The 23,845-nt window shown below is 62.1% G+C and carries 21 protein-coding genes, 1 pseudogene and 1 riboswitch; of the genes and pseudogenes, 7 read left to right on the top strand and 15 right to left on the bottom strand.

All coding sequences use genetic code 11. The annotated features are described in order from the left end of the window. Positions 1 to 7: 7 nt before the first annotated feature. From KIT02_RS01270 to KIT02_RS01280, 3 genes are read left to right on the top strand one after another with little or no spacing between them, the layout of a single operon-like run. On the top strand, positions 8 to 1,027 hold the full coding sequence (locus KIT02_RS01270; protein ID WP_297581225.1) for a branched-chain amino acid ABC transporter permease: 1,020 nt from the start codon (positions 8 to 10) through the stop codon (positions 1,025 to 1,027). Positions 1,028 to 1,034: 7 nt separating this feature from the next. Further along, complete coding sequence (locus KIT02_RS01275) at positions 1,035 to 2,162, top strand: branched-chain amino acid ABC transporter permease (RefSeq protein WP_297581227.1); 1,128 nt, start codon at positions 1,035 to 1,037, stop codon at positions 2,160 to 2,162. Beyond that, complete coding sequence (locus tag KIT02_RS01280) at positions 2,159 to 2,998, top strand: alpha/beta hydrolase (protein ID WP_297581229.1); 840 nt, start codon at positions 2,159 to 2,161, stop codon at positions 2,996 to 2,998. Before KIT02_RS01275 ends, KIT02_RS01280 begins: the two co-directional genes overlap by 4 nt. A gap of 109 nt (positions 2,999 to 3,107) precedes the next feature. Here KIT02_RS01280 and KIT02_RS17555 read toward each other — a convergent pair. From KIT02_RS17555 to KIT02_RS01310, 6 genes and pseudogenes are all read right to left on the bottom strand, one after another. Further along, positions 3,108 to 3,644: pseudogene (locus tag KIT02_RS17555) on the bottom strand (metal-binding protein ZinT); the annotation flags it as partial. 1,865 nt (positions 3,645 to 5,509) lie between these two features. Next, on the bottom strand, positions 5,510 to 6,010 hold the full coding sequence (locus KIT02_RS01290) for a flavin reductase (RefSeq protein WP_297581240.1): 501 nt from the start codon (positions 6,008 to 6,010) through the stop codon (positions 5,510 to 5,512). Positions 6,011 to 6,177: 167 nt separating this feature from the next. Then, positions 6,178 to 7,206 carry a methionine synthase gene (locus KIT02_RS01295; RefSeq protein WP_297581242.1) on the bottom strand — a complete coding sequence of 343 codons (1,029 nt, stop codon included), beginning with the start codon at positions 7,204 to 7,206 and terminating at the stop codon, positions 6,178 to 6,180. Between the two features lie 29 nt (positions 7,207 to 7,235). Continuing rightward, entirely contained in the window at positions 7,236 to 8,213 is a 978-nt protein-coding gene (locus tag KIT02_RS01300; protein WP_297581245.1) for a DUF1852 domain-containing protein, read from the bottom strand. Positions 8,214 to 8,348: 135 nt separating this feature from the next. Beyond that, positions 8,349 to 8,563, bottom strand: a riboswitch (cobalamin riboswitch). Positions 8,564 to 8,830: 267 nt separating this feature from the next. Next, entirely contained in the window at positions 8,831 to 9,601 is a 771-nt protein-coding gene (locus KIT02_RS01305; RefSeq protein ID WP_297581250.1) for an SDR family oxidoreductase, read from the bottom strand. Between the two features lie 6 nt (positions 9,602 to 9,607). After that, positions 9,608 to 10,291 carry a GntR family transcriptional regulator gene (locus KIT02_RS01310; RefSeq protein ID WP_297581253.1) on the bottom strand — a complete coding sequence of 228 codons (684 nt, stop codon included), beginning with the start codon at positions 10,289 to 10,291 and terminating at the stop codon, positions 9,608 to 9,610. A gap of 144 nt (positions 10,292 to 10,435) precedes the next feature. Between KIT02_RS01310 and KIT02_RS01315 the strand changes: the two genes are divergently transcribed. The 4 genes from KIT02_RS01315 (at position 10,436) to KIT02_RS01330 (ending at position 14,833) form a co-directional block, all read left to right on the top strand. Beyond that, positions 10,436 to 11,956, top strand: coding sequence for an aldehyde dehydrogenase family protein (locus tag KIT02_RS01315; RefSeq protein WP_297585060.1), 1,521 nt, complete (start codon positions 10,436 to 10,438; stop codon positions 11,954 to 11,956). A gap of 108 nt (positions 11,957 to 12,064) precedes the next feature. After that, positions 12,065 to 13,024, top strand: coding sequence for a substrate-binding domain-containing protein (locus KIT02_RS01320; RefSeq protein WP_297581256.1), 960 nt, complete (start codon positions 12,065 to 12,067; stop codon positions 13,022 to 13,024). A gap of 58 nt (positions 13,025 to 13,082) precedes the next feature. Next, the gene (locus KIT02_RS01325; RefSeq protein WP_297581258.1) at positions 13,083 to 14,108 is read left to right on the top strand and encodes an ABC transporter permease; all 1,026 of its coding nucleotides are present in this window, start codon (positions 13,083 to 13,085) and stop codon (positions 14,106 to 14,108) included. Beyond that, the gene (locus tag KIT02_RS01330) at positions 14,105 to 14,833 is read left to right on the top strand and encodes an ATP-binding cassette domain-containing protein (RefSeq protein ID WP_297581260.1); all 729 of its coding nucleotides are present in this window, start codon (positions 14,105 to 14,107) and stop codon (positions 14,831 to 14,833) included. The genes KIT02_RS01325 and KIT02_RS01330 overlap by 4 nt, the downstream gene beginning before the upstream one ends. Positions 14,834 to 14,846: 13 nt before the next feature. Here the strand turns inward: KIT02_RS01330 and KIT02_RS01335 are convergent, their stop codons facing one another. The 9 genes from KIT02_RS01335 to KIT02_RS01375 form a co-directional block, all read right to left on the bottom strand. Then, on the bottom strand, positions 14,847 to 16,133 hold the full coding sequence (locus tag KIT02_RS01335; protein ID WP_297581263.1) for a trehalase family glycosidase: 1,287 nt from the start codon (positions 16,131 to 16,133) through the stop codon (positions 14,847 to 14,849). A gap of 19 nt (positions 16,134 to 16,152) precedes the next feature. Next, positions 16,153 to 16,806, bottom strand: a complete 654-nt coding sequence (locus KIT02_RS01340; protein WP_297581266.1) for an SGNH/GDSL hydrolase family protein — start codon at positions 16,804 to 16,806, stop codon at positions 16,153 to 16,155. Beyond that, positions 16,803 to 18,077 (bottom strand): trehalase family glycosidase, encoded by a 1,275-nt coding sequence (locus KIT02_RS01345; protein ID WP_297581269.1) that lies wholly within the window; start codon positions 18,075 to 18,077, stop codon positions 16,803 to 16,805. Before KIT02_RS01345 ends, KIT02_RS01340 begins: the two co-directional genes overlap by 4 nt. Then, a complete protein-coding gene (locus KIT02_RS01350; protein ID WP_297581272.1) occupies positions 18,074 to 18,673 on the bottom strand; it encodes a GNAT family N-acetyltransferase in 600 nt (199 codons plus the stop codon). The genes KIT02_RS01345 and KIT02_RS01350 overlap by 4 nt, the downstream gene beginning before the upstream one ends. Before the next feature lie 16 nt (positions 18,674 to 18,689). After that, positions 18,690 to 19,730 carry an ABC transporter ATP-binding protein gene (locus KIT02_RS01355; protein ID WP_297581275.1) on the bottom strand — a complete coding sequence of 347 codons (1,041 nt, stop codon included), beginning with the start codon at positions 19,728 to 19,730 and terminating at the stop codon, positions 18,690 to 18,692. Between the two features lie 10 nt (positions 19,731 to 19,740). Next, on the bottom strand, positions 19,741 to 20,583 hold the full coding sequence (locus tag KIT02_RS01360; RefSeq protein ID WP_297581278.1) for a carbohydrate ABC transporter permease: 843 nt from the start codon (positions 20,581 to 20,583) through the stop codon (positions 19,741 to 19,743). Next, positions 20,580 to 21,425, bottom strand: coding sequence for a sugar ABC transporter permease (locus tag KIT02_RS01365; protein ID WP_297581281.1), 846 nt, complete (start codon positions 21,423 to 21,425; stop codon positions 20,580 to 20,582). The genes KIT02_RS01360 and KIT02_RS01365 overlap by 4 nt, the downstream gene beginning before the upstream one ends. 74 nt (positions 21,426 to 21,499) lie before the next feature. Further along, complete coding sequence (locus KIT02_RS01370) at positions 21,500 to 22,765, bottom strand: ABC transporter substrate-binding protein (protein WP_297581284.1); 1,266 nt, start codon at positions 22,763 to 22,765, stop codon at positions 21,500 to 21,502. Positions 22,766 to 22,793: 28 nt separating this feature from the next. Next, the gene (locus tag KIT02_RS01375) at positions 22,794 to 23,834 is read right to left on the bottom strand and encodes a LacI family DNA-binding transcriptional regulator (RefSeq protein ID WP_297581286.1); all 1,041 of its coding nucleotides are present in this window, start codon (positions 23,832 to 23,834) and stop codon (positions 22,794 to 22,796) included. Positions 23,835 to 23,845: the final 11 nt, after the last annotated feature.

Below are 23,845 nucleotides of genomic sequence, written 5' to 3' on the forward strand. Positions count from 1 at the left end.
GGAGAGCATGACCGATACTTCGCTTCCATTTCGGGCCAGGGTTTCGGCCGGAATCGACCGCTTTGGCGGCGTTCTGCTGCTGCCCTTCGCCCTGGCAGGCATCGCCCTGCTTCTCATCGGCCAGCCCTCGACCTGGGCGACGCTGACCATTGCCGGGCTTGCCATGGGCATGATGATCTTCCTCATGGCCTCTGGCCTGTCGCTGATCTTCGGGCTCATGGATGTTCTGAATTTCGGTCATTCGGCCTTTGTCACTGCCGGCGCCTTCATCGGTGCGACCGTTTTGGGTTGGCTGGGCTTCTGGGTCACGGGGGGCAATCCGGCCCTCAATCTCACAGGCCTCCTATTGGCCATTGCGGCAGCGACGATCTTCGGGGGGCTGGCAGGCTGGTTCTTCGAGCGCGTGGTTATCAAGCCCGTCTATCAGGACCACCTGCGGCAAATCCTGATCACCGTCGGTGCGCTGATCGTCGCCGAGGAATTGATCCTGCTCATCTGGGGTGGGGCGCCCATTCCCGTGCCGCGTCCGGCGGTGCTGACGGGTTCAATCATCCTGGGCGGGGTTTCGGTCGAGATTTACCGCATCTTCGCCTTCGCACTGGGGCTGATCGTCTATATCGCCATGCATATCGTGCTCAACCGCACGCGATTGGGCCTTCTGATCCGGGCAGGCGTCGAGAACCGCGAAATGGTCGAGGCGCTGGGCTTTCGCATCGACCGCTTGTTCATCCTGGTCTTCATGGCCGGATCGGCACTGGCCGCCATGGGTGGGGCGATGTGGGCAGGATATCAGGGTCTGATCACCGCGGCCCTGGGATCGGAAATGATGATCCTGGTCTTCATCGTCGTCATCATTGGCGGCCTTGGTTCGATCCAGGGCTCGCTGTTAGGCGCAATCCTGGTTGGCCTCATGGCCAATTACGTGGCCTTCCTCGTTCCGAAAATGGCGCTGGCCTCCAACATGCTCCTGATGATGGCCATACTGCTCTGGCGGCCCTATGGGCTGTTGCCGGCAGTCAAGCGGTGAGGCGGCGATGACCATGGCACAAACCAATCCCGCACTGGCCTCGACCGATTTGCGCAAGGCAGCGCGAACAGGCCGTCCTGCCGCGCGCCTCGTTGTCTATGGGGTCGTCTTCCTCATCGGGTTGGCGCTGGCCTTCGCGCCCTTCCTGTTCCCCGATATCCGCAGCCAGGAAGTGGCGGCGCGCATCTGCGTCTTCATTGTGCTGGTTGCCAGCTACGATCTGCTCATCGGCTATACCGGCATCGTGTCCTTCGCCCATACCATGTTCTTCGGTCTGGGCGCCTATGGCACGGCCATTGCGCTCAAGACCATGGGGCCGGGTTTTGAGGCCATCCTGGTGGGTGGCGGGCTCGGGATTGTCGCCGCCCTCGTCCTGGCGCTGCTGATCGGGCTCCTTTCGCTGCGGGTCAAAGCCATATTCTTCGCCATGGTGACGCTGTCGGCCGCCTCGGTGATGATGGTTCTGGCCAGCCAACTCTCGGACTTTACCGGCGGTGAGGATGGCATCACCTATTCCATCCCGAAGCTCTTTTCGCCTGCCACCGAGTTGCTGACCGATGCTGATGGCAAGGCCCTGCGTGTGTTTGGCGTGGCTCTCAACGGCAAGCTGGCGCTCTACTATTTTGTCTTCATCTCAGCTCTGGTCCTGTTCCTCGCGATGATGCGCGTGGTTGCCTCTCCGCTAGGCTCAGTGTTGCAGGCCATCCGCGAGAATGAGATGCGTGCCGAGGCGATCGGCTATCGGGTGGTGTTCTACCGCACGACCATTTTCTGCATCGCCGCCGGGATTGCGGCCAGTGCCGGCATACTGCGCGCCGTATGGCTCAAATATACCGGGCCAGATGTCGTGCTCTCGTTCGATATCATGATCGACATCCTGCTCATGGTTGTGATCGGTGGCATGGGCACCATGCTTGGTGCCGTCATCGGCGTCGTCCTGATGACGCTGGCGCAATACTACCTCAAGGACCTCATGGCCCTGGGCGCCGAGGCGACCGCCAATATTCCGCTGGTACCCGACCTGCTCAATCCCGAACGCTGGCTGCTCTGGCTGGGTCTGGGGTTCATCCTGCTCGTTTATTTCTTCCCCTCGGGGATAGTCGGCACGCTTCTGGGCAAGGGAGGCCAGAAATGACCTCTCCGCGTTCCACCTTCATCACCGCCGCCGGCTTTGAAATGCACGTCACCGAATGGGGCGAGGTAACCAATCCCGCCCTGGTCATGTGGCACGGGCTGGCCCGCACCGGTCGCGACTTCGACGAGGCGGCGCGGGCATTGTCGTCCGATTATCTGGTGCTGTGCCCCGATACGCTGGGCCGGGGTCTCTCGGCCTGGGCCCAACGGGGCGCCGCCGACTACACCTTTGCCACCTATGGCGCCATGACCGAGGCCATGCTGGATCACTACGGGATCGAGCGGCTTCGCTGGGTGGGCACGTCTATGGGCGGGCTTCTTGGCATCACCCTCGCCGCCAGTCTCCTGCGTGACCGCATTACCCACCTGGTGATCAATGATGTTGGGCCCGACATCCCGCTCAACAGCGCCAAACGCATCGCGGACTATGTCGGCAACCCGCCGCTTTTCGATACGATGGGCGAATACGAGGTTTGGCTGAGGCGCACCTATGCGACCTTTGGCGACAATTCCGACGCCTTCTGGCGCCGTATGGTCGATACCTCCATGCGCCGCACTGATGCGGGCAAGGTGACGGTGCACTATGATCCGGCGATTGTGTCCACCATGGCGGAGAACAAGGCCGATCTCGATGTCTGGAATGCCTATGATGCGGTGGTTGCCCGGACCCTGCTCATTCGCGGCGAGAATTCCGATGTGCTGCCGCCCACCGTTGCCAGCGCCATGCGCATGCGTGGGCCATGTCCGCAACTGGTCACCGTGCCCGACTGCGGACATGCCCCAACGCTTTCCGATGAAAAACAGATCCAACTGCTGCGAACGTTCCTGCGGGGCTGAAGACGGCGGCAGAAGTTGGCTCCCCCACTCAGAGATTTACCAGACCGCTTAGCCGTCGGGAGTAGGCTGGTCTGTGGGGCGCCCGGCCATGGCCGGGCGCCCATGACGATTAGTGCGCGATCATTTCTTCGACGATCTCGTCGGCGCTGAGCGCGGACGGGTAGTAGGTCGGCCAGTTGGTCAATTCGTCCAGGAGGGCAGCGCGATCATTGCCCCAGTAGAGGTGATAGTGGCCTGCCTCCTGCGGTGCGATGGCGTGGTCGCTGAACTGAATGAACTTTGGAGCCGCCTCGTCACCCCCGGTCTTGGCAAAGATGAAGCGAACGCCGCGATTGCCCTTTTCGTAAGTCAGCACTTCATAGCCGTCATAGGCATATTGGGCCGCGGCAGGTTCACCTGTACCGAAGAAGGTGACGGTATCGCCTTCGATGGTGATCCGGTTGACGTCCGTCTTGTAGCCAACATCGTAATAGGCGGTGTACTCCTCGGCCGTCATCGTGCCAGCCTCGGCCTTGTGTTCCATCACCGGGGCGAGTGTGCCTTCGAGCAGCAGCGGATAGACCGACTGCCAATCACCCTCCCAGTCGGAAAGGGTCCGGTCCGCAATCTGGCTGTCCTCGAAGTAGCCCTGATAAACCTTGTCGTCGTGATCGTGGCCGTGCCCTGCGTGGTCATGGTCGTGATCTTCGCCATTGTCGTGATCCGCACCTGAGCCTCCAACGGCGACAAGGTTGAACGGCTTGCCCTCGACGGCGATCTCGCCGTCCTCGACAAAGCTCTCGGCATCGATGACATGCAGCTTTCCGGCCAGCGGGTCGCTGACATAGATGTGGTCGCCGGCGACGGCGACGCGCGGACGCGGATCGCTCCAGTGACCGTCCATGGAATAGGGCTCTGTCAGGGCGAGCGAGTTGGTGATCTCCCCGGCAATGACGTCAAGCTGGTGAAGCTGGCCATCTTCAGTGAACACATAGGCAAAGCGGGGCCGCACGGGGTCAACCACGAAGTGGACGCGGCGGGTCGGCAGGTCGACGAGGCGATAGGGTTCGTCGGCCTCCGGTTCAATGAGCGAAACCGTGTCCGCGTCCCAATTGCCTAGGAAATACTGCAGGCCCCGGCCACCGATAATGGTCGAAACGCGACCTTCGCCCAAGCCTTCCTGGAACGGCAGCAGTTCGGCGTGCGGCTGGCCGCCCACTTCGGAGATCACCAGAATGCCGCCCTCGCAGCCGCCGATGACGCCCAGATTGCCCGAGAAGGCTTCGCCGTGGAGGCCAACGCATTCGACCACGTCACCGACCGGATTGCCTTCGGCATCGACGATCTGCACGCCTGCGACTGAGCCATCACCCTCGGGGTTCCAGACGGAAACCACCGAATAGTCATGGTAAGGCACAACGACGCCATGATGCGGCGCATTGGCCTTGACCTCGGTGAACTCGGCGTGGCTTTCGAGCGCGTCCCTTTCGCTGAAGACGCGGGCGATGCCCTCGCCATCGAAGAAGGCGGCGAAATGGCCGTCATGTTCGACGAAATGCGAGGGGCTCTGGCCTTCGACCGCAAACCCGGGCAGACCCGGTTCGGACACCGAAATATCGGCATGGTCGCCGTGGTCATCGAGGCGGATGCCGCTCGAAATGGCGGTCACCGTGTTAGCGGCGCCCTGCACGGCATAGACAGTGGCGCCGCTCTCGCTGCGATAAAGGCTTGCCGGACCCGCGATGTCGAAGTGGGTCAGTTCCTCATTGGTGAGCGCGTCAAAGACATGCACGATCGGTTCGGCATGGTCGGAAACGAAGAGGCGCCAGGCGGTGACACCTTCCTCGGCCAGTGCGGTACCGCCGAGCCCTGCACTCAGCGCCAGGGCGGAAACACCCAAAGCCAGTTTTTTCATTGCTTTTCTCCAGTTGGATAGGGGGGACGACGCACCCCGCGCCGTCAGGGGACGCTCACCCGGCCGCAATGGCTTGGGTGATCGTGGAAACATTGCTGCGCATCATCTCGACATCGGTCGGCGCCGGGGCACCGGGCTCGGACAGCGCGTCTGAACAGCACGCGGCGCCCAAATCTGGCCCGCGCGAAACCCAAAACAAATGATATAACAGAACAGACTTGGGCCAGCTTTGGGCGCGATACATGGCAAAGTCCGGTCAAGCGGTGCTATGCGCCGCGCGCGGCGCGAGGGTGGAAATAACGTCGCCCGGCCCGCAAGGATCGAGATGGCATAGGCGGCGCCGGTCAGAGACTGTCTCGCTTGCAGCCTGCAAGGCGATCCAGAATCCGGCTCGAAAGTTGTGACGTTATTACATTACGTTTTGTCGCTGGCAAGACCGGAATTGATGTGAACAGCGCGTGGCTCTCGCGCCGAACCAACACCAGGTTTGAACCCTGCTGCTCGCTGCCGGGGTGCTTGTTCCGAGCTTCTTCGCCCCGGCGGCCGAAGTATGGGCAAGACCAGCCACTATCAAAAGTCGCTGGAAAGCTTGCTGCGGACGCCCAGGCCTGGCGGCCCTAGCCGTGGAGATATCGGCGCATGCAATAGAGCAGCGTTGCCCGCTCTTCGTTCTCGCGAATGTTGACGACGCGTCCGAAGAGAACCCGGTGGGTTGCCTCATCGACCGCATTGGTCAGTTCGCATTCGAAATTGACCGATGCATTGGCGAGCAGAGGAGCGCCGGTGAGGCCCGTTCCCCATTCGCCATGCGCGAAGCGGTCCGTGCTCGATATCTTGCCACCGAACACGTCTGAGATCTCTTCCTGGCCGGGCATCAGGGTGTTGACGCAGAAATGGCGGGCCCCGTCGAAGGCCGGGAATGAGGAACTCGACCGGTTGATGCAGACGAGCAGTGTCGCCGGGGAGTCGCTGACGCTGCAAACCGCCGAGGCGGTAAAGCCATAGCGCTTGCCATCCGAAAGCGTGGTGACGACACTCACGGCCGAGCCGAGCCGCGACATGCCATTGCGATAGGTGGCCTTGTCGACGATGTCGAAACGATGGTTCAGCATGGTCATGGCGGTCTCTCGAAAACTTGCAGGATGGACGAGGCCGAAGCCTTGCCACATCCAGCGATGGTAATTGGGCGCAGCAAGGCACCCGGCGGCCGCGGACGACCGTCGTTAGATTGCAGAAGGTGAAATCTAGTATTCCCCGCCGTGCCCATGGGGCAGGGCGGTGGGCATCATCCCATGAGTTCTTTGCGCACGATTGCCGCGCCGGCGCTCAGGGCATTGAGCTTGCCGGTGGCTACCTTGCGTGACAGCGGCGCCATGCCGCAATTGGTTGCCGGATAGAGATTGGCCGCATCGACGAACTGCAACGCTTTGCGCAGCGTATCGGCCACTTGTTCGGGCGTCTCGACGGTGTTGGTGGCCACATCGATGGCGCCGACCATGACCTTCTTGCCGCGAATGAGCTCGATCAGGTCCATGGGGACATGCGAGTTCTGGCATTCGAGCGAGACCATGCCGATGCTCGACTTCTGCAGCTTGGGGAAGGTGTTTTCATACTGGCGCCACTCTGCCCCCAGCGTGTTCTTCCAATCCGTATTGGCCTTGATGCCGTAGCCGTAGCAGATGTGCACGGCGGTCTGACACTTGAGACCCTCGGCCGCACGCTCCAGCGTGGCGATGCCCCAGTCATTCACTTCATCGAAGAACACGTTGAAGGCTGGCTCATCGAACTGGATGATGTCGACGCCTGCGGCTTCGAGTTCCCTGGCTTCCTCGTTGAGGATTTTTGCAAACTCCCAGGCCAGTTTTTCGCGGCTTTTGTAGTGCGCGTCATAGAGCGTATCGATCATCGTCATCGGGCCAGGCAGGGCCCATTTGATGGGCTGGCTGGTCTGCTTGCGCAGGAATTTTGCATCTTCGACAAAGACCGGCCGCGGACGCGACACGGCGCCGACGACCGTGGGCACGCTTGCATCGTAGCGATTGCGAATGCGGACCGTTTCGCGCTTCTCGAAGTCGACGCCATCGAGATGCTCAATGAAAGTGGTGACGAAGTGCTGGCGCGTCTGCTCGCCGTCGCTGACGATATCGATGCCCGCTTGGCTTTGATCGGCGAGGGTCACACGCAGGGCATCCTGCTTGCCCTCGATCAGTTCATCGCCCTCCAGTTTCCAGGGGGACCAGAGTTTTTCCGGTTGCGCCAACCAGGAGGGTTTGGGCAGGCTGCCGGCGGTTGAGGTGGGAAGCAACTTGTTCAAGATGGTATGACCTTGTCTGTCTGTGTCGATCAGGCGGCGCAGCTCGCCGACCACTGCTCAAGAATGGCCTTGTGCGGCTTGATGAAATGCTCTTCGGCAAACTTGCCCTGCTCGACCCCCAGCCGGCTGCGCTCTTCGCGGTCGTAGACGATGCGGGTGGTCGAAAAGTCCTGGTGCTTGAGGTTGGGCTGGTAGATCGCCCCGGCAACGGAATTGGCGTTGTAGATTTCGGGACGATAGATTCGCTGAAATGTCTCCATCGTGCTGATCGTACTGATCAATTCGAGATTGGTGTAGTCGCCCAGAAGGTCGCCCGCGAAATAAAAGGCCAGTGGCGCAACGCTGCCTTCGGGCATGAAGAAGCGCACTTTTAGACCCATCTTGCCGAAATACTGGTCCGTCGACGAGGGCTCGTCCTGCAGATATTCGGTGCCCATGATCGGGTGATGGTTTTCTGCACGGCGATAGGTTCTGCTGCTCGAGGCGCTGATGCAGATGACCGGCGTCTTGCCGAAATGCGACGTGAAAGCGCTTGAGTTCAGGAAAGCCTTGAAGAGGTTTCCATGCAGATCCCCAAACCCCTGGGGGATGCTGAACTTGGGCTGGTCCCTGTTGTGCTCGGGCAGTACGACGCTGAAATCGTAGTCGCGCACATAAGACGAGAAATTGTTTCCCACGATGCCGTCGGTGCGCAGGTTCGTCACCCGGTCGAGGACGCTGGTCTTGAGCATTTCGATCAGGGGGAAGGTGACGGTTTCTGCGCCAAAGCCGATCTCGACGGAAATGATCTCGAGGCCAACGCCATAGCGGTCGCCCCTGGGATTATCCCAATGCGCCAGCGCATTGAACCGGTTGTCGATCATCCGCAGGGCGTTGCGCAGATTTTCCTGACGGTGCTCGCCCCGGGCCAGATTGGCGAAGTTGGTGGTGAGCCGCGTATTTTCGGCCGGGCGATAGTTCTCGTCGAACAGGACGCTCTTGATGGCAAAATTGAGTTGGCTGGTCATGCTCTGGTGCCCCAAGCGGCTTGAATTTCAGTCTGGGACGCAATGGCCCCAATGAGTTGGGACGGGTCGGCGGACGCATAGCAGAGCAAGCCGGAAAACGGCTTCTGCTGCGACACACCGGGACACCCCGCCCGTGGACGTTATCGTGCCTCAGGCAGGTCTCCTGACTCACGGGTCACCGCCTCGATCCGTCTTCCCGGGGGCCTCCCAGTGACATTGTGGACGTCGGCTCGCCGCTTACAGTTGCGGGGGCAGCGTCGGCTTTTCCGGCAGTTCCGGAGCACCGACTTCCCTCTTAGCCCCGGCACGCTGCATGCACCGACCGGGGAACCTTGGCAGGTGGACATTCCCGCAAAAGGTGGATCGTGTCAACTGGAATATAAAGATATCTTTATATCATGATATAATGGCCAAAATGAGCGAAGGCATGGCCCTCCAAGGAGCCGATCCCTTGATCGCCATGTTTGCTACTGCTGACGTCGGATTTGATCTCGGCATTCGCCGGGCGCACGACCCACAAATGGAAACACGCGCTTGGCCGGTCGAACGGAGCCTTGAGCCATCCCCCGGATGGATGCCCGGAGGAACACCGCTAGCGCTTTGGCCGGATGACCGAACTAGGTATTGGCCCAGCCTGCATCCACGAGAAACTGCTGCCCGGAGATCATTTTGCTGTCCTCGGCGGCGAGGAACAAAGCCATGCGGGCAATGTCGTCCGGATAGACCCGGCCGGTCAGCGGCTGGCTCTGGTCGATGAGGCGTTCCGCAGCCTGATCAATCCATTCGGCCAACTGTCGCTCGGTCATCACCCAGCCGGGAACCAGCGTATTCACGCGGATGCCGTGGCCGCCCAGTTCGCGCGCCATGGAACGGGTGAGGCCATGCATCGCCGCCTTCGCCGTCTCATATACGGGCAGGCGCGGCACCATGATCATCCAGCTGATCGAGCCCATATTGATGATGGAACCGCGCCCGGCTCCTATCATGCCGGGTGCGACCGCCTGCGTGGCGAAGAAACCGTGCTTGAGATTGGTGGCCATGTGCTGGTCCCAATCCTCAGGCGTCACTGCATTCCAGTCGTGCCGGTCGTCGTGGGCCGCGTTATTGACGAGGACCAGGGCGTCGCCATGTTCTTCCGCGAACGCAGCAATGGCGTCCTGATAGGCGGCGATGTCGCGAATATCGCAGGGCCTGAATGCAACGGTCTGGCCTGTTGCGGTCAGTTCTGCGGCAAGGTTTTCTCCGGCTTCGGCCTGAATATCGACAAAGCCAACCCTGGCGCCCTGAGCTGCAAAATTGCGCACCAGCGCCGCGCCAATCCCCGAGGCGCCCCCGGAGATGATGACCGGGGTGTCGCGCAGGCTGGGATAGGAAGCGTAAGAACTCATGGCCGTCTAGACGAACAGGCTTGCATGCTTGGTTTCAAGGGTAGGCAGCTGATCGAGTATGCTGCCCAGATGCGTGGCCATGGCCGCCTTGGCACCCTCGACGTCGCGCGCGTCGATCGCGGCCATGATGGCGCGATGTTCCCTGACCCGGCGGGCCATGTCCGCCTCGTTCTGCAGTGTGAGATTGCACACACGGTCCATGTGCGACTTCATGTCGGCAATGGCGATCCATGCAATCCCCACCCCGGCGCCCTTGGCGATGGCAATGTGGTAGGCCTCGTCATGCTCGCGAAACCCGGCGTGGTCGAGCTTGGCTGCATCCTCTTCCTGCTGCGCCATCAGTGTTTCGATGCGCTTGCGCTCCCAGGGGTCAAAATTCTGCGCCGCCCGCTCGACGACTGAAATCTCCACCGATTGCCGGACGAACAGAGCCTCTGTCATTTCCCGGGCCGAAATCCGGGCGACGACCGTGCCTCTATGCGGACGAATCTCGATCAGCCGCGAATTGGCCAGGCGAATCATGGCTTCGCGCACGGGCTGGCGGGAGACGCCGAGCCGCGTCGCTATATCCTGCTCGGACAGCCGCATGCCGGGCAGCATGTCGAGTTCGACTATGGCGCGCCGGAGATCTTTTTCGATCGATGCAGCGGCGCTCTCAGCCGTCTCAGCCACCGGAAAATCGAGGGTCATATGACAACACACTCCGCCCATTGACATCCAAAAGCAGGATGCCATACGGTACCATACAATTCCATACAGGTCGTAAATGCAACGGCCGGATCGATCAGGAGGGGCGGGCTTGGGCCCACCGATGCAATGACTTCACAGGCGCGCATTCAGGACAGTTTCGTTGTGCCGAACCTTAGTGATCCGCGGCTGGGCAATCAACGCACCTATCGCATGCTGATCGACGGAAAATCCCGCGATGCACTGTCCGGGGAAACCATCGAACGGCGCAGTCCGGGCCACCGAACCAGTGTCATAGCCAATTGGCCGGCGGGATCGACCGCCGATGCTGAACTTGCCATAGCCGCGGCTCGCAGGGCCTTCGACGGCGGCCCATGGCCGAAAATGAGCGGCGCGGAGCGCTCGGCCATCATGCATGCGGTGGCCGCCGGCATTCTCGCCAATCTGGATGAACTCGCCCTGGCTGAGTGCCTTGAAACTGGCAAGCCCCTGGCTCAGGCCCGTGGTGAGATCGACTATTGCGCCGACATGTGGCGCTACGCTGCCGGTCAGGCTCGGGGTCTGGAAGGGGACACCCACAATGCGATCGGGGATAACCGCCTCGGCCTCGTATTGCGCGAGCCCGCGGGTGTCGTGGGCATCATAACCCCTTGGAACTTCCCCTTCATCATCGTCTCCGAACGCGTTCCATGGGCACTGGGAGCGGGTTGCACCGTTGTCGTCAAACCCAGTGAGTTCACCTCCGGGACCACAGTGCGCCTTGCCGAAATCGCTCTTGAGGCCGGCGTTCCACCGGGTGTTTTCAACGTCATCACCGGCACCGGCCCGTCAGTGGGTCAGATCCTTGCCGAAGATCCGCGCGTCGATGTTCTGGCCTTTACCGGCTCGGTGCGCGTGGGCCGGCAACTGGCCGGCATCGCCGCGTCCAACATCAAGCGCGTCGGCCTGGAACTCGGCGGCAAGGGACCGCAGGTTGTCTTTGCCGATGCCGATATCGAGGCGGCGGCCGATGGCATCGCCTATGGCGTCTATCACAATGCGGGTCAGTGCTGCATTTCCGGCAGCCGGCTCATTGTCCACAATGCGGTGCGGTCCGCACTACTGGACCGGTTGCTCGAAATTTCCCGGCAGCTGCCCTATGGCGATCCCCTGGGGGCGACGACGCGCTACGGCGCCATGGTTTCGGACCAGCACCTCGACAAGGTGAGTGCCTATGTCGAAAAGGGCGTGGCCGAGGGTGCTGAGCTGCTGTTGGGCGGCACGCGTATGGCTGCGGAGGCCGGCAATTTCTTTGCGCCGACCGTCTTCGACAAGGTTCAGCCAGGCATGGCCATTGCCCAGGAAGAGATATTCGGGCCGGTTCTTGCCACGATTGGTTTCGACACGCCTGAGGAGGCGGTGGCGCTGGCCAATGGTACGCCCTTTGGGCTTTCCGCCAGCGTCTGGTCGCGCGATCTCGAAACGGCCATCCAGACGACCCGCCGCATTCGCGCCGGGCGCTGCTGGATCAACTCGGTCATCGACGGCACGCCGGAAATGCCCATCGGCGGCTACAAGAAAAGTGGCGTGGGCCGCGAACTCGGCCGCTACGGCTTCGATGAATACAGCCAGTTCAAGGGTCTGCACATGACCCTTGGGCGGCCGCAGCCATGGTTCGAGACCCCATAGCGGAGACTGAGCCATCGGAGGGATTGGGTGCTGCGCTCTCTGGTCAGACGCATCACTCGAAGCGGGGTCAGAGGAGACCCGCATCTGAATCCAAGGGAGGATCATGCGATGCAATTGACCAAATCAAAGACGGCCCTTTTGGCTGGCTGCGCTCTGTTTCTGAGTGTCGGTGCGGCGATAGCTCAGGATCAGGAGCCGGTGTCGGCCACCATGATCATCTATCTCGACCCGTCCGTGCAGTTCTTCAATCCGGTGGTGAAGGGGGCCCAGGATGCTGCCGCGGCCTTCAATGTCGATCTCGACGTGCAATATGCCAACAATGACCCGGTGCGCCAGAACGACCTGATCGAAAGCGCTATCGCGACCGGTGTCGATGGCATCGCTGTGTCCATTTCGAGCTCCGACGCATTTGATGACAGCATTTGCAACGCGGTCGATGCGGGCCTCATCGTCATCGGTTTCAACAATGACGATCTTGAAGGTGCCGACGGGAACTGCCGCCAGGCCTATGTGGGCATGGACGAGGAGGCGTCGGGCTACGAGCTGGGCAAGCGCATGATCGAGGAGTTCGGCCTCAAGGAAGGCGACGTGGTTTTCAACCCGCGCGAAATTCCTGAAGCCAGCTTTGCGGTCGCGCGCGGTGGCGGCATCGAGCGGGCCATGGGCGAGGTGGGGATCACGGTTGAAACTGTGCGGGCGGGGCTCGATCCGGCCGAGGCCCAGAACATCATGGCCCAGGCCCTCATTGCCAATCCGGACATCAAGGCCGTCTTCGGCACCGGCTCAGTGACCTCGACTGTGGGCGCGGGCGCTATCCGCGATGCGGGTGTCGACGTGCCCTTCGGTGGGTTCGATCTGGCCGTTGAAATCGCCGATGCGGTTGAGTCGGGCGAAATGTTCGCCACCATGGATCAGCAGCCCTATCTGCAGGGCTATCACCCGATCGCCATGATCGCCCTGGCCGCCCGCTATGGCCTGACGCCCACCGATGTCGATACCGGCCAGGGCGCGTTCCTCGACCAGTCCCGTATCGGGGCAGTCAAGCCGCTGATCGGCACCTATCGCTGATCGCTTCAGACCCCGGTCAAGTCCTCCGGCCGGGGTCGCTCCTTCATTGGACCTGGACATGACCGTGACCGACTATCCCGACGCGCGCGCCGGCACGCAGCGGCGCTCCCCATCCGACTGGCTGCATCAGATCCTGACCATGCCGGCCGGCGCCATTCTGCTGGTTTTTCTCGTCGTGCAGCTGGCCTGCATCCTTGCCGGGCTGCTGTTCCCCGACGACTTCCGTTACCTCTCGAGCCAGAACATGGGCATCATGATGCGCTCGGTCCCGGTGCTTGGTTGCCTGGCTCTGGGCGCCGGCATTCTGATGATAGCCGGTGAGTTCGATCTCTCCATCGGCTCGGTCTATACCTTCACCGCCGTCATCATGGCCGTTCTCGTGGGCAATGGTGTCGATGCTTTCTTCGCGGCCCCCGCCGGGATCGCGGTTGGCGCGCTGATCGGTCTGCTGAATGGCGCCCTGACCCTGCGCTTCAACCTTCCCAGTTTCATCGTCACGCTGGGCGGGCTGCTGTTCTGGCGCGGGGCGGTGCTGCTTATCAATGGCGCCGTGCAGGTTCGGTTCGATCCCAATCCGGTCTTCGACGCCATGTTCGGCGGCACCGTCCTTGGATTCAACGCGGCATTCCTCTGGTTCCTTGGACTATGCGGCGTGTTCTACCTGCTGCTACATCGCCATCGCTTCGGCAATCATGTTTTCGCCACGGGCGGCAATCGTGCTGCCGCCACCGCCATCGGCGTCAACACCGGGCGCATAAAGCTCATCGCCTTCGCCATTGCCGGTGGCATGGCCGCCTTTGCCGGCATTCTGGCCACCACCCGCGTCGGCTCGGTGCAGCCGGGGCAGGGGACCGGGCTGGAATTGCAGGCCATAGCCGCCTGCGTCATCGGTGGACTGTCACTGCGTGGCGGGCGCGGATCGATCCTGGGCGTGTTCCTCGGTGTCATGTTGATCTTCACCATCACCGATGTGTTGCTGCTGATGCGGGCGCCGGGCTTCTATCTCGACATGTTCATCGCCACGCTCATCGTGGTCGCCTCGATCTTCAACCACGGCCTCGACCGTCGCGGAGGTACGCTGTGAGCCTTCTCGCCCTGCACAATGTCAACAAGTCCTTCGGACCGCTAAAGGCCCTCAGTGACCTGAGCTTCGAAATCGGGGAGAACGAGGTCGTCGGGTTGCTCGGCGACAACGGCGCCGGCAAGTCTACGACTGTGAACCTGATCTCGGGCATTCATCAGCCGACTTCGGGTCATATCTCCGTCGACGGCAGGAAACAGGTCTTCACCTGCCGCCGGGACAGCGCCGAAGCCGGCGTCGAAACCATCTATCAGAACACGGCCCTGGTGGATTCGCTCTCGATCTCCCGCAACATCTTTCTGGGGCGCGAAATCACCAACCGGTTTGGTATGCTCGACCTCAAGCAGATGCGCGAGATTTCCATGCATGTCCTGGAAAGCGCAGTGCACATTTCGGGCATCGACAGCCCGGAACAAATGGTCGGCGATCTTTCAGGCGGGCAGAAGCAGGCCGTCGCCATTGCCCGCGCGGTTTACTTCAAGCGCCGCGTTCTGCTGCTGGATGAACCGACATCAGCGCTTTCCGTGCGCGAGACCGAAGCGCTGCTCAACCAGGTTCTGAAACTCAAGGCAGAGGGCGTGTCCAGTGTCTTGGTGACACACAATCTCTATCACGCCTTCCAGGTCTGTGATCGTTTCGTCATCATGAGCCACGGCACCAAGGTCCTGGATGTCGCCAAGGCAGACACCAATATCGAGGAACTCACCCGCCACGTCGTGCTGACGTGAGCGGGTGGCGCTGTCAGATCCGCTCGCTCGAGGACAGAAATTCGAGCACCATGGCTGCGGTCCAGGTGAAGCGTCCACCGCCACAGGGTTCGCCGGTATAGGGGTCATAATATTCGGCGAAGCCTGATTGTTCGATCAGGTCCAGGCTCGACCGGGAGATCAGGTCTGCCTCCTGGTGCCGGCCGGCGCGTAGCAATCCATCAACGATGAGGAAATTGCAGACCAGCCAGACCGGGCCGCGCCAGTAGCGCTTGGCGTCGAACCGGGCGTCGTCCGGGTCATGACTGGCAATGATGTATTTCAGCTTCCGGGCCTGCCTGCTGATAACCGCACCGATGGCCTCGGCCCGGGCCGCCGGAATGGCCGCAAAGACCGGGATCAGCCCGCCAATGGACGCGCTGTCCACAAGCTTGCCTGCCACACGATCGAGGCAGAGATACTGCCCATGCTTGTCGCTCCAGAGTGATTCGAGCGCGGCAAGGCCCTTGGCTGCCCGCTCGCGATTGCGGCGTGCGGTATCGGTGTCTCCCAGGGCTTCGGCGACCGCCGCCAGATCTTCGCAGCCTCGGATCAGGATGGCGTTGAATCCGGGGTCGACGAGTTGGAAAGGCGAAGCATCGTGCAGTTTCGAATTGTCCCAACCGAGGCTCCGGAAATGCTCCACCAGCCAGAGATAGCGGTCATACTGCTCCTTGGTCGGGCGGTGGGCCGGGTCGGCGTGCTGGGTGTCGCGGCGGGTATAGGGCGCAATGCCGTCGGTGGGAACGCGCTCGAAAGCTTCGTCCCAGTCGATTGAGTTGTCGCGACCGGCCTCCCACGGATGCAGGATGGCGACGAGGCCCTCTCCGTGCGGGTCGCGGTTTGCGTAGAACCAGTCTGCCCACTTTTCGATCTTGGGTAGCAGGGCCCGCGCACGCCGATCCGCCATGTCGCGGTCGCTCGTGCGCTCGTAAAGCTGGCGCAGGGTGAACCCGGCAACGGGCGGCTGGGTAATGCCCGAGGTCGGGGTCGGGCGCTTGGTACCCCACACATTGGCCCCCGGAAAGTAGCCATCGTCCAGCACGTGGAACACGATGTGCGGCACCATGCCATCGGGCCATTGGTGCTCGAACAGCGTCTCGATTTCTGTCCAGGCCCGGTCCTCGTCAAAATGCGCCTGCCCGAGGGCCGTGAAACAGGAGTCCCAGTTCCATTGAAAGGGGTAGAGGCCCTTGGTCGGCACCGTATAGTGCCCGCGATCGTTCTCCTTGAGCACGTCAATTGCCAAGGCGCGTATTTTGGTCGTGTCCTGCGCGTTCATGATGGTCTCCAGCGCTGATTCATATCATCTGGGCGGACGCAAAGGCCGCGGCGATGACCGCGTGGCCCTTGTCGTTGGGGTGAATTCCGTCGGGCAGGATCAGATCCTTGCCTTGTGCGGCGGTGGCTTCGTGGACCGGGGCATAGTAAGTGCCGAAGCGTTTGGCGATGGCGCGGACGCTTTCAACATGGCGGTCATATTCGGCCCGGGATTGTCCCGAAAATTCCGCCCCGCCTATGCCAAAACCCTCGTCCGTGACATAGGCCGGGCTGCCAATGCAGATGTCGTCGGGGTCAAATCCGGCAGATAGCAGTCCTGCCACCACGCTCACATAGTCACGTTCCAGTCCGGCCCGGTTGAGAGTTTTCGGCGCGGCGGTGTAGCGGGCGTCGTTGCAGCCATAAAGGATGGCCACGAGATCGCTTCGGTCGGCACCCAGCAGGTCGCTTCGGTATCGGCCGACGCCATTGCCGGGGCGCGGCGCGCCGCTCGCATCGACCGATCCCTGCATGACTGTGCCGCTGATCCCCTTGTTGCGCAGCACCAGTCCCGCCTCTGCGGCGAGCAGGTTGGCCCATCGGGCATTTTCGGAGACGGAAGCGCCTGCGGTCATGCTGTCGCCGAAGGCGGAGAGCGACGACCTGGTTCGCGCGTGGTCGAGAAAAGTCCTCATGTCGCCTGCGCTGTAAATTCCAGCACCATTGCGGCGGTCCAGCTGAACCGACCACCGCCCAGGGGCGCCCCGGTGAGAGGATCGTAGTATTCTGAAAACCCGCCGGCTTCGATCAGCCCCATGCTGTCGGCACTGATGCGGTCGGCCAGATCGTGGTCGCCTGCCTGGCGCAGGCCATCGGCGATCAGGTAGTTGCACACCAGCCAGACAGGACCGCGCCAATAGCGTTTGATATCGAAACGCCCGTCGCGCGGATCGTGGCTGGGGACGAGGAACCGCACATGCTGGCTGATCACAAGCAGGGTTTCCCGCAGGGTCGACGCGCGGGACGCTGGTATGGGCGCGAAGACCGGGATAAGGCCGCCGATCGAGGGACTATCCAGGAGTTCTTTCCCGATCCGGTCATAGGGTTGGTACTGCCCGGCCCCTTCGTCCCACAGGGTTTCCAGCGCATCGAGACCAGAGGCGGCCCATTGCGCATTTCGGCTCGCGATGGCTTGCTCGCCGAGCGCTTCCGCCAGGGCCGCGGTATCGCGGGCGGACCGGATAAGGATGGCATTGAATCCCGGATCAACGATCTGGAACGGTGACGCATCGTGGGTTTGAGTGGAGTTCCAGCCCAGAGACCGGAAATGCTGCACCAGCCAGAGATAGCGGTCGTACTGCGCTTTGGTCGGGCGTGTTTCGGGGTCCGCATGCTTGGTGTCGTTGCGGACATAGGGCATGACGCCCTCGGTCGGCACACGCTCGAGGCCCACATCCCAGTCGATTGTATTGTCGCGCGACTCCCAGGGATGGATGACGGCGACCAGCCCGGTCCTCTTCGGGTCACGCGTCCGGTAGAACCAGTCATGCCATCGGTCCAGCTTGACCAGCAGCGCACGGGCCCGCGCGTCGCGGTCGGGGCGCTGTGCCGATCGTTTCCAGAGTTCACGCACGGCAAAGCCGGCGACAGGCAATTGGGTGATCCCAGATGTCGGCCTGCCGGCACGGTTGGTGCCCCACACATCCGGACCGGGGAAATAACCGGGAGCCGCCTCATGGAACACCATGTGGGGAACCATACCGTCGTCCCACTGGGCCGCGAAAAGGGTTTCGATCTCGGTCCAGGCGCGGTCCAGATCGTAGTGCGATTGTCCGAGCGCGGTGAAGCAGGAGTCCCAGTTCCACTGAAAGGGATAGAGCCCCTTGGTCGGGACCGTGTAGGTTCCCCGGTCGTTCTCGCGCAAAATCTCGATAGCCGTGTCCCGCATGGCGCTTCGGGTGGTCATGCCATGGCTCCCATGGCTGGATTGTCGAGGCGATAGACGACATGCGCCCTGGCAGGATGCGGGCCGTCGAATGTGGGCCGCTGATAGTCATCGGCGCGGTCGTATTGCATCCCGATCTTTTCCATGACCCTGCGGCTTGCCACGTTGACCGCTGCCGTCGTGGCGACGACTTCGGCAAGCCCGATGGACCAGGCATAGTCAAGCCAGGCCGCCGCACCCTGAGGCGCCAGGCCCCGGCCCCAGAATCGGGGTGACAGAACCCAGCCAATCTCCACCTGAGGCCGGCTCGGAATTGCCTCGCGGATAAAATCCGGGATGCGCCCGAGACCAATCAGGCCCACCAGTTCACCTGTGTGCCTCAGTTCGGCTGCCTGGGTGTGAAAACCGTTCACTCTGGCCTTCTCAAGCGCCAGGTCGATGTCGTCGCTGACCTGCTGGTAGGTCATCACCCTGGGAAAATAGCGTCGAACCAGCGGGTCGCCCTGAATGGCGGCCATGGGCGCGCGATCGCGGTCTTCCCATGGCCGCAGGATCAGGTCGGCGGTCTGGAGGACAATGCCGGCGGCTGTGCTCGTGGTCTGCAAGGCTTCAGGCATGGCGCGTGCATGTTCCTCAACTGGCCATCAGGCCCGTTTCAGGGTCGAACCAGCGAATGCGGTCGGCCTTGGGCGCGAGGCGCAATTCGTCACCCGGCGCAATCTTGAGATCGCTGTCGAGCACCGCGCGGAACATCTGTCCGCCGACCTCTGCCGTCACCAGGGTGTGCGCGCCCAGGGGTTCTACGACCCTTACCACCGCGCCGAATCCATCGGCCGAAACCGAGACATCCTCGGGACGAATGGCAAATTCCAAGGCCTCGCCTGCCGCCGGCCCAGCAACATCTAGGCCCGCAACCGACCATTGTCCGCTTGCCGAGCTCTTTGCCGGGAGGAAATTCATCGGCGGATTGCCAATGAAACTACCCACAAACCGCGCCGCCGGGTTGCGATAGACTTCAACGGGGCTGGCCGCCTGCACGATCTTGCCGCCGTTCATCACCGAGATGCGGTCGGCCAGCGACATGGCCTCAACCTGATCATGGGTGACATAGATCGTTGTGGTCTTGGAATTGGCCAGGACGCCCTTGAGTTCGGCGCGCATTTCCAGTCGGAGCAGGGCGTCGAGATTGGACAATGGCTCGTCCATGAGGATGACGTCGGGCTCCATGGCCAGGGCGCGGGCAACAGCCACGCGCTGACGTTGCCCACCGGAGAGCTGGCCCGAATAGCGCTTGAGCAATTGCTCGATATGCATCAGTTCGGCGGTTCGGGTGACGCGCTTTTCCACCTCGGCTTGCGGGAGCTTTTTCATGCGCAGGCCAAAGGCAATGTTCTCGAACACCGTCAGATGCGGAAAGACCGCATAGTTCTGAAAAACCATGGCGATGCCACGCTCGCGCGGCGGCAGATGGTCCACGCGCCGCCCGCCGATCCACACCTCGCCCTGGCTCGGCGTTTCCAGCCCCGCAATGATGCGCAGGAGCGTGGTCTTGCCGCACCCCGACGCCCCCAGCAGCACCATGAACTCCTGGTCGGAAATAGTCAGGTCGATGGAGTGCAGGGCAGTGAAGCTGCCAAAGCGCTTGGCGACATTCTTGATGACGATTTCGGCCATGTGGTCCTCCTTACCGGTTGGCGATGCCCCACATCGCAAACAGGTATTTGCGAACGGCGAAGATGAAGATGAGCGCGGGGATGACCATGGCGGCCCCGCCGGCGAATTTGAGATGGAGCGGCGAAACGTTGAGGTTCTGGATCAGGAACGCCGGGAGCGTCCGGTTCTCGATCGTCAGCACGGCCGCGGCGAATACCTCGTTCCATGAAATGGTGAAGGCAAACACGGCCGACGCCGCAATGCCGGGCAGCACCAGCGGCAGCACGACTTTGTGAAAGGCCTGCCAGCGATTGCAGCCCAGCGTCCAGGCGGCCTCCTCAAGCTCAAGCGGAATGCCGGAGAACAGCGAAAAGGTAATCAGCACCGCAAATGGGATCGCCAGGACCGTATGCACCAGGGCCAGCCCGAAGGCCGTATCGTCCAGGCCGGTGCGGATGAACATCACGGCCAGGGGCAGGGCCAGCAGCGGCAGCGGAAAGGCCCGGGTCATCACCACCAGCATGCGGAACACTTCCTTGCCGGGAAAGTCGAACCGGGACAGGGCATAACCCGCCGGCGCGCCGATGCCGATGGAAAGCGCCATGGTCAGCACTGCCACCAGGATCGAGTTCCACAGGGCTTTGGCCACGCCGGCAAAGCTGGCAAAAAACTGCAATGAGCCAAAGTCGAAGCCCGGCAGGCCAGTCTTCGGAAAGGCGCTGACCTGTTGCGGGGATGACAGGGCATTGACCATCAGCAGGTAGATGGGAACCAGGACCCAGGCGCACAGCAGTACGATGGAGGCCCAGATCAGGAACCGCCCTGCGCCACCCGACGATACGGGCCGCGGCATGTCGACCGGGGAGGTGCTCATATCGTTGCTCCTTTGGGCACGCGCAGCGCGCGCAGGAAGAACAGCGTGGCGGCAATCGAAATGGCCAGGATCACCAGCGCATAGGCCGAGGCCACGTTGCGGTCCTGCAGTGCAAACTGCCAGTTGAAGGTCTCGCCCATGAGGACGGGCAGGGTGGTTCCGCCCAGAGCGGTCACCACGGCGAAAACTTCAAACGCCGCCAGGGTGCGCAGGATCAGCGCCGATTGCAGGCTCGGTCGCAGGAGCGGCAGCGTGATGCGCCAGAAGCGTTGCCAGCCATTGGCGCCGAAAACTTCACCGGCCTCGTAATATTCCTTGGGGATCAGCCCCATGCCCGAGACCAGAATGACCATGACAATGGCGGTGGCGCGCCACAACTCGGCCAGGACCACGGCGAGAAAGATCACCCATATGTTCTGATAGCCGAGGAACAGGATGGGCTGTTCGATCACGCCCAGTCCCGCCAGCATGGAGTTGAGAAACCCCGACTGCTCGAAAATCGCCAGCCAGACGATGCCGGCGGCGAGGTCGGACAGACCCAGCGGGATCGAGAAGATGTAGAGAACGGTGCTGCGCCCGGTCTTGAGCTTGGTGACGATGGTCGCCATCGAGAGGGCCATCACCAGTTGCAGCGGCACAACAACCGCCGCAAGCAGGAGTGTCCAGCCCAGCGCGGTGTTGAACTTCCAGTGCGTGACCATCGTCGTGATCGGCTGCAGCGAGAAACCGCCATCCCGCGTCACCGCCAGAATGGCAATCTGGATGAACGGATAGACGAAGAACACCAACAGGAAGATCGTCGCCGGCAGAAGCATCAGATAAGGCAGGAACCTGGCTGGCATGGCGGCACTCCAAAATGGGGCGGATCACTGCCCGGCGATGAACCGTCGGGCAGTGAGCTTGAAAGGAGGGCGGTTTAGTCGACCGGGCAGGGCCCTTCCGATGCGGCATCAGGCAGCCAGCACGGTGCATTGGCCTGTTCCATGATGCTGCGCAACGTGTCCGCCTGCTGGGGCAGCACATCGGCAACCGGCTGATTGCCCAGCACGATGCGCTCGAACGTGTCGGTATAGACCTGGTTGAACTGGCCACCCATGTCGCCCAGTCCGACCGGAAGAAGCGCCGGCAGCGCGTCAGCCGAGCTGGTCATTGCCGTGATGGCAGGGCCGAGCGCGCGGGCTGAAGCGGGCAGTTCCGCCGGAAGCGCCGCATCGGTGACCGGATAGAAATTGGTGGCCAGCAGCGTTGCGACCTGGGTGTCCGGCTGCAGCATGTACTGAACCAGTGCCTTTGCAGCATCAACGTCCGGCGCGCTGGCGGGAACGGCTACACCGGCCAGCACCGGCATGAAGCCGCGACCCTTGGGGCCGGCAGGCGCAGGGAAGGCGACAAAGTCATCCGGGCGCTGGTTGAAGGCATCGGCCAGGCGGGCAATGTGGTCGAACGCCACCCACACATCGCCACTGAGCAGCGGCTCCTGCATGAAGGAGTAGTTGGTCGAGGCAGGGTTTGTGTACTGCCAGAGTTCCTTGAACACTTCCCAACCGGCGGCAGCATCGTCGGAAGCGAACTTGGTTACGGTCGAGCCCGCGAAAGAGGGCAACAGGAAACCCTGGAAGAAGCGATGCTTGAGACCCTGAGGGCCGGCAGGGAAACCGAACTTCGGCGAGCCGGTGCCTTCGGCCAGGGCCTGGGCCCAGTCGACGAGCTGCTCATAGGTCAGCGCATTGATGTCGGCGCCTTCCGGCAGGTATTCGAGTGCCTGCTTGTTCGCGGCCATGACGTAGTTGGCCTGCATCCAGGGCAGATATTTCTGCTCGTCCGTGCCCAGCTTGCCCAACTCGAGGAAGGCGTCGCTGACTGTTATGCCTGAAAGATCGACGTCGGAAAGATCGACCCACGCATCGGCATAGGTCGACAGGTCGCCGTGCAGGGCGCCAACAACCCCGATATTGCCCGAACCGGAGCTGATTTCAGCTTCGAGACGTGTGATGAAGGGGCCCACTTCCTGCGGCTGGAAGTCCACGCCGCCTTCAAAGCCGGCCAGCACGTCCTCGCGCATTTTCTGGGTTTCTTCGACGGGCGCCGCCTGGGTCGACCAGAACAGCACCTGGGCCTGGGCAGGGGCGGCCGCCATAAGGGCGAGCGCGGCTGCGCCGAGCAGTATTTTTGTCGTCTTCATCAGGATTCCTCCCTTGGCTTTCCTGTTTTTAGATCTCCTTGGGTGCGGGGCCATGGCTGGCTCTGAGCACCAGTTGAGGGCGGACCAGCCGGGTTATCGGCGTCGCCGCGCGTCCCTCAATGACGTCGACCAGCATGTTCGCGATTTCGCGCGCGCTGGTGCGGATATTGGCATCGAAAGTGGTCAGGCCCGGCGGCGCATAGGCCCCGGCAATGATGTTGTCGAAGCCGACGACCGACAGGTCGCGGGGCACCGAAAGACCTGCCCTGGCCGCTTCCTCAAGGATGGTCATGGCGATCTCATCGAAGAGACCGATCATGGCCGTGGGCCGGTCCGGCGAAGCCAGCATCCGGTTGACGGCGGCAACGCTGGCGCCGCGATCAAACCGCGGGAAACTCTCGATGGATAGGCGCACCGAGCGGTCGCCGCGCCGGGCAATGGCATTCTGCAAGCCGGCCTCGCGGTAGTGCCGGAAGGTCATCTTGTCGGAGATGGTGACCAGGCCGATATGGCGATGGCCGTGCTCATAGAGCAGGTCGAAAATCTCGCTGAACGCCGCTTCGCCGTCTGAATCCAGCCAGTTGTAGGAAATGGTGGGGTTCAGCAGGCGCCCATGCGAAACGGCCGGAAAGTCGTGCATTGCCAGATAGGTGAGGCGCGGGTCGTCCTCGGCGATGCGCGGCACCACGATACCGTCGGCCCGGCCGGACTCCACCACATGCCGAAGCACGTCGAGTTCGTTCTGACCCTGTTGAACGGTGGCGAGAAACAGGTCGAGCCCGTGCGAGACGAGACCCTCGCCCAGGCCGGTGACGAATTCTCCAAGATAGGAATCGATGAAATTCGGTCCGCGCAGCGGCATCAGGAAACCGACGAAATTGCTACGCCCGGAGACCAGTTGCCGCGCAGCCCGGTTTGGGATGTAGCCCAGTTCGCGCGCGGCCGCGGCCACCCGATTTCTTGTCTTGAGCGCAATCTGCTCATGCCCGGCAAGCGCACGCGAGACGGTCGTGATCGACACGTCCAGGCGTTCGGCGAGCTCCTTGAGCGTCTTTGCGCGGTTTCCCACCAAGACCAGAA

The organism is Devosia sp., assembly GCF_025809055.1.
In the GTDB taxonomy this organism is placed as follows: Bacteria; Pseudomonadota; Alphaproteobacteria; order Rhizobiales; family Devosiaceae; genus Devosia.

Excerpts from the sequence above, each read along its gene's own strand:
- KIT02_RS01365 (WP_297581281.1), bottom strand. The coding sequence starts at position 21,425 with ATGCCAGCCAGGTTCCTGCCTTATCTGATGCTTCTGCCGGCGACGATC.
- KIT02_RS01305 (WP_297581250.1), bottom strand. The coding sequence starts at position 9,601 with ATGAGTTCTTACGCTTCCTATCCCAGCCTGCGCGACACCCCGGTCATC.
- KIT02_RS01310 (WP_297581253.1), bottom strand. The coding sequence starts at position 10,291 with ATGACCCTCGATTTTCCGGTGGCTGAGACGGCTGAGAGCGCCGCTGCA.
- KIT02_RS01320 (WP_297581256.1), top strand. The coding sequence starts at position 12,065 with ATGCAATTGACCAAATCAAAGACGGCCCTTTTGGCTGGCTGCGCTCTG.
- KIT02_RS01270 (WP_297581225.1), top strand. The coding sequence starts at position 8 with ATGACCGATACTTCGCTTCCATTTCGGGCCAGGGTTTCGGCCGGAATC.
- KIT02_RS01275 (WP_297581227.1), top strand. The coding sequence starts at position 1,035 with ATGACCATGGCACAAACCAATCCCGCACTGGCCTCGACCGATTTGCGC.
- KIT02_RS01300 (WP_297581245.1), bottom strand. The coding sequence starts at position 8,213 with ATGACCAGCCAACTCAATTTTGCCATCAAGAGCGTCCTGTTCGACGAG.
- KIT02_RS01350 (WP_297581272.1), bottom strand. The coding sequence starts at position 18,673 with ATGCCTGAAGCCTTGCAGACCACGAGCACAGCCGCCGGCATTGTCCTC.
- KIT02_RS01335 (WP_297581263.1), bottom strand. The coding sequence starts at position 16,133 with ATGAACGCGCAGGACACGACCAAAATACGCGCCTTGGCAATTGACGTG.
- KIT02_RS01360 (WP_297581278.1), bottom strand. The coding sequence starts at position 20,583 with ATGAGCACCTCCCCGGTCGACATGCCGCGGCCCGTATCGTCGGGTGGC.
- KIT02_RS01345 (WP_297581269.1), bottom strand. The coding sequence starts at position 18,077 with ATGACCACCCGAAGCGCCATGCGGGACACGGCTATCGAGATTTTGCGC.
- KIT02_RS01290 (WP_297581240.1), bottom strand. The coding sequence starts at position 6,010 with ATGACCATGCTGAACCATCGTTTCGACATCGTCGACAAGGCCACCTAT.
- KIT02_RS01340 (WP_297581266.1), bottom strand. The coding sequence starts at position 16,806 with ATGAGGACTTTTCTCGACCACGCGCGAACCAGGTCGTCGCTCTCCGCC.
- KIT02_RS01370 (WP_297581284.1), bottom strand. The coding sequence starts at position 22,765 with ATGAAGACGACAAAAATACTGCTCGGCGCAGCCGCGCTCGCCCTTATG.
- KIT02_RS01355 (WP_297581275.1), bottom strand. The coding sequence starts at position 19,730 with ATGGCCGAAATCGTCATCAAGAATGTCGCCAAGCGCTTTGGCAGCTTC.
- KIT02_RS01325 (WP_297581258.1), top strand. The coding sequence starts at position 13,083 with ATGACCGTGACCGACTATCCCGACGCGCGCGCCGGCACGCAGCGGCGC.
- KIT02_RS01280 (WP_297581229.1), top strand. The coding sequence starts at position 2,159 with ATGACCTCTCCGCGTTCCACCTTCATCACCGCCGCCGGCTTTGAAATG.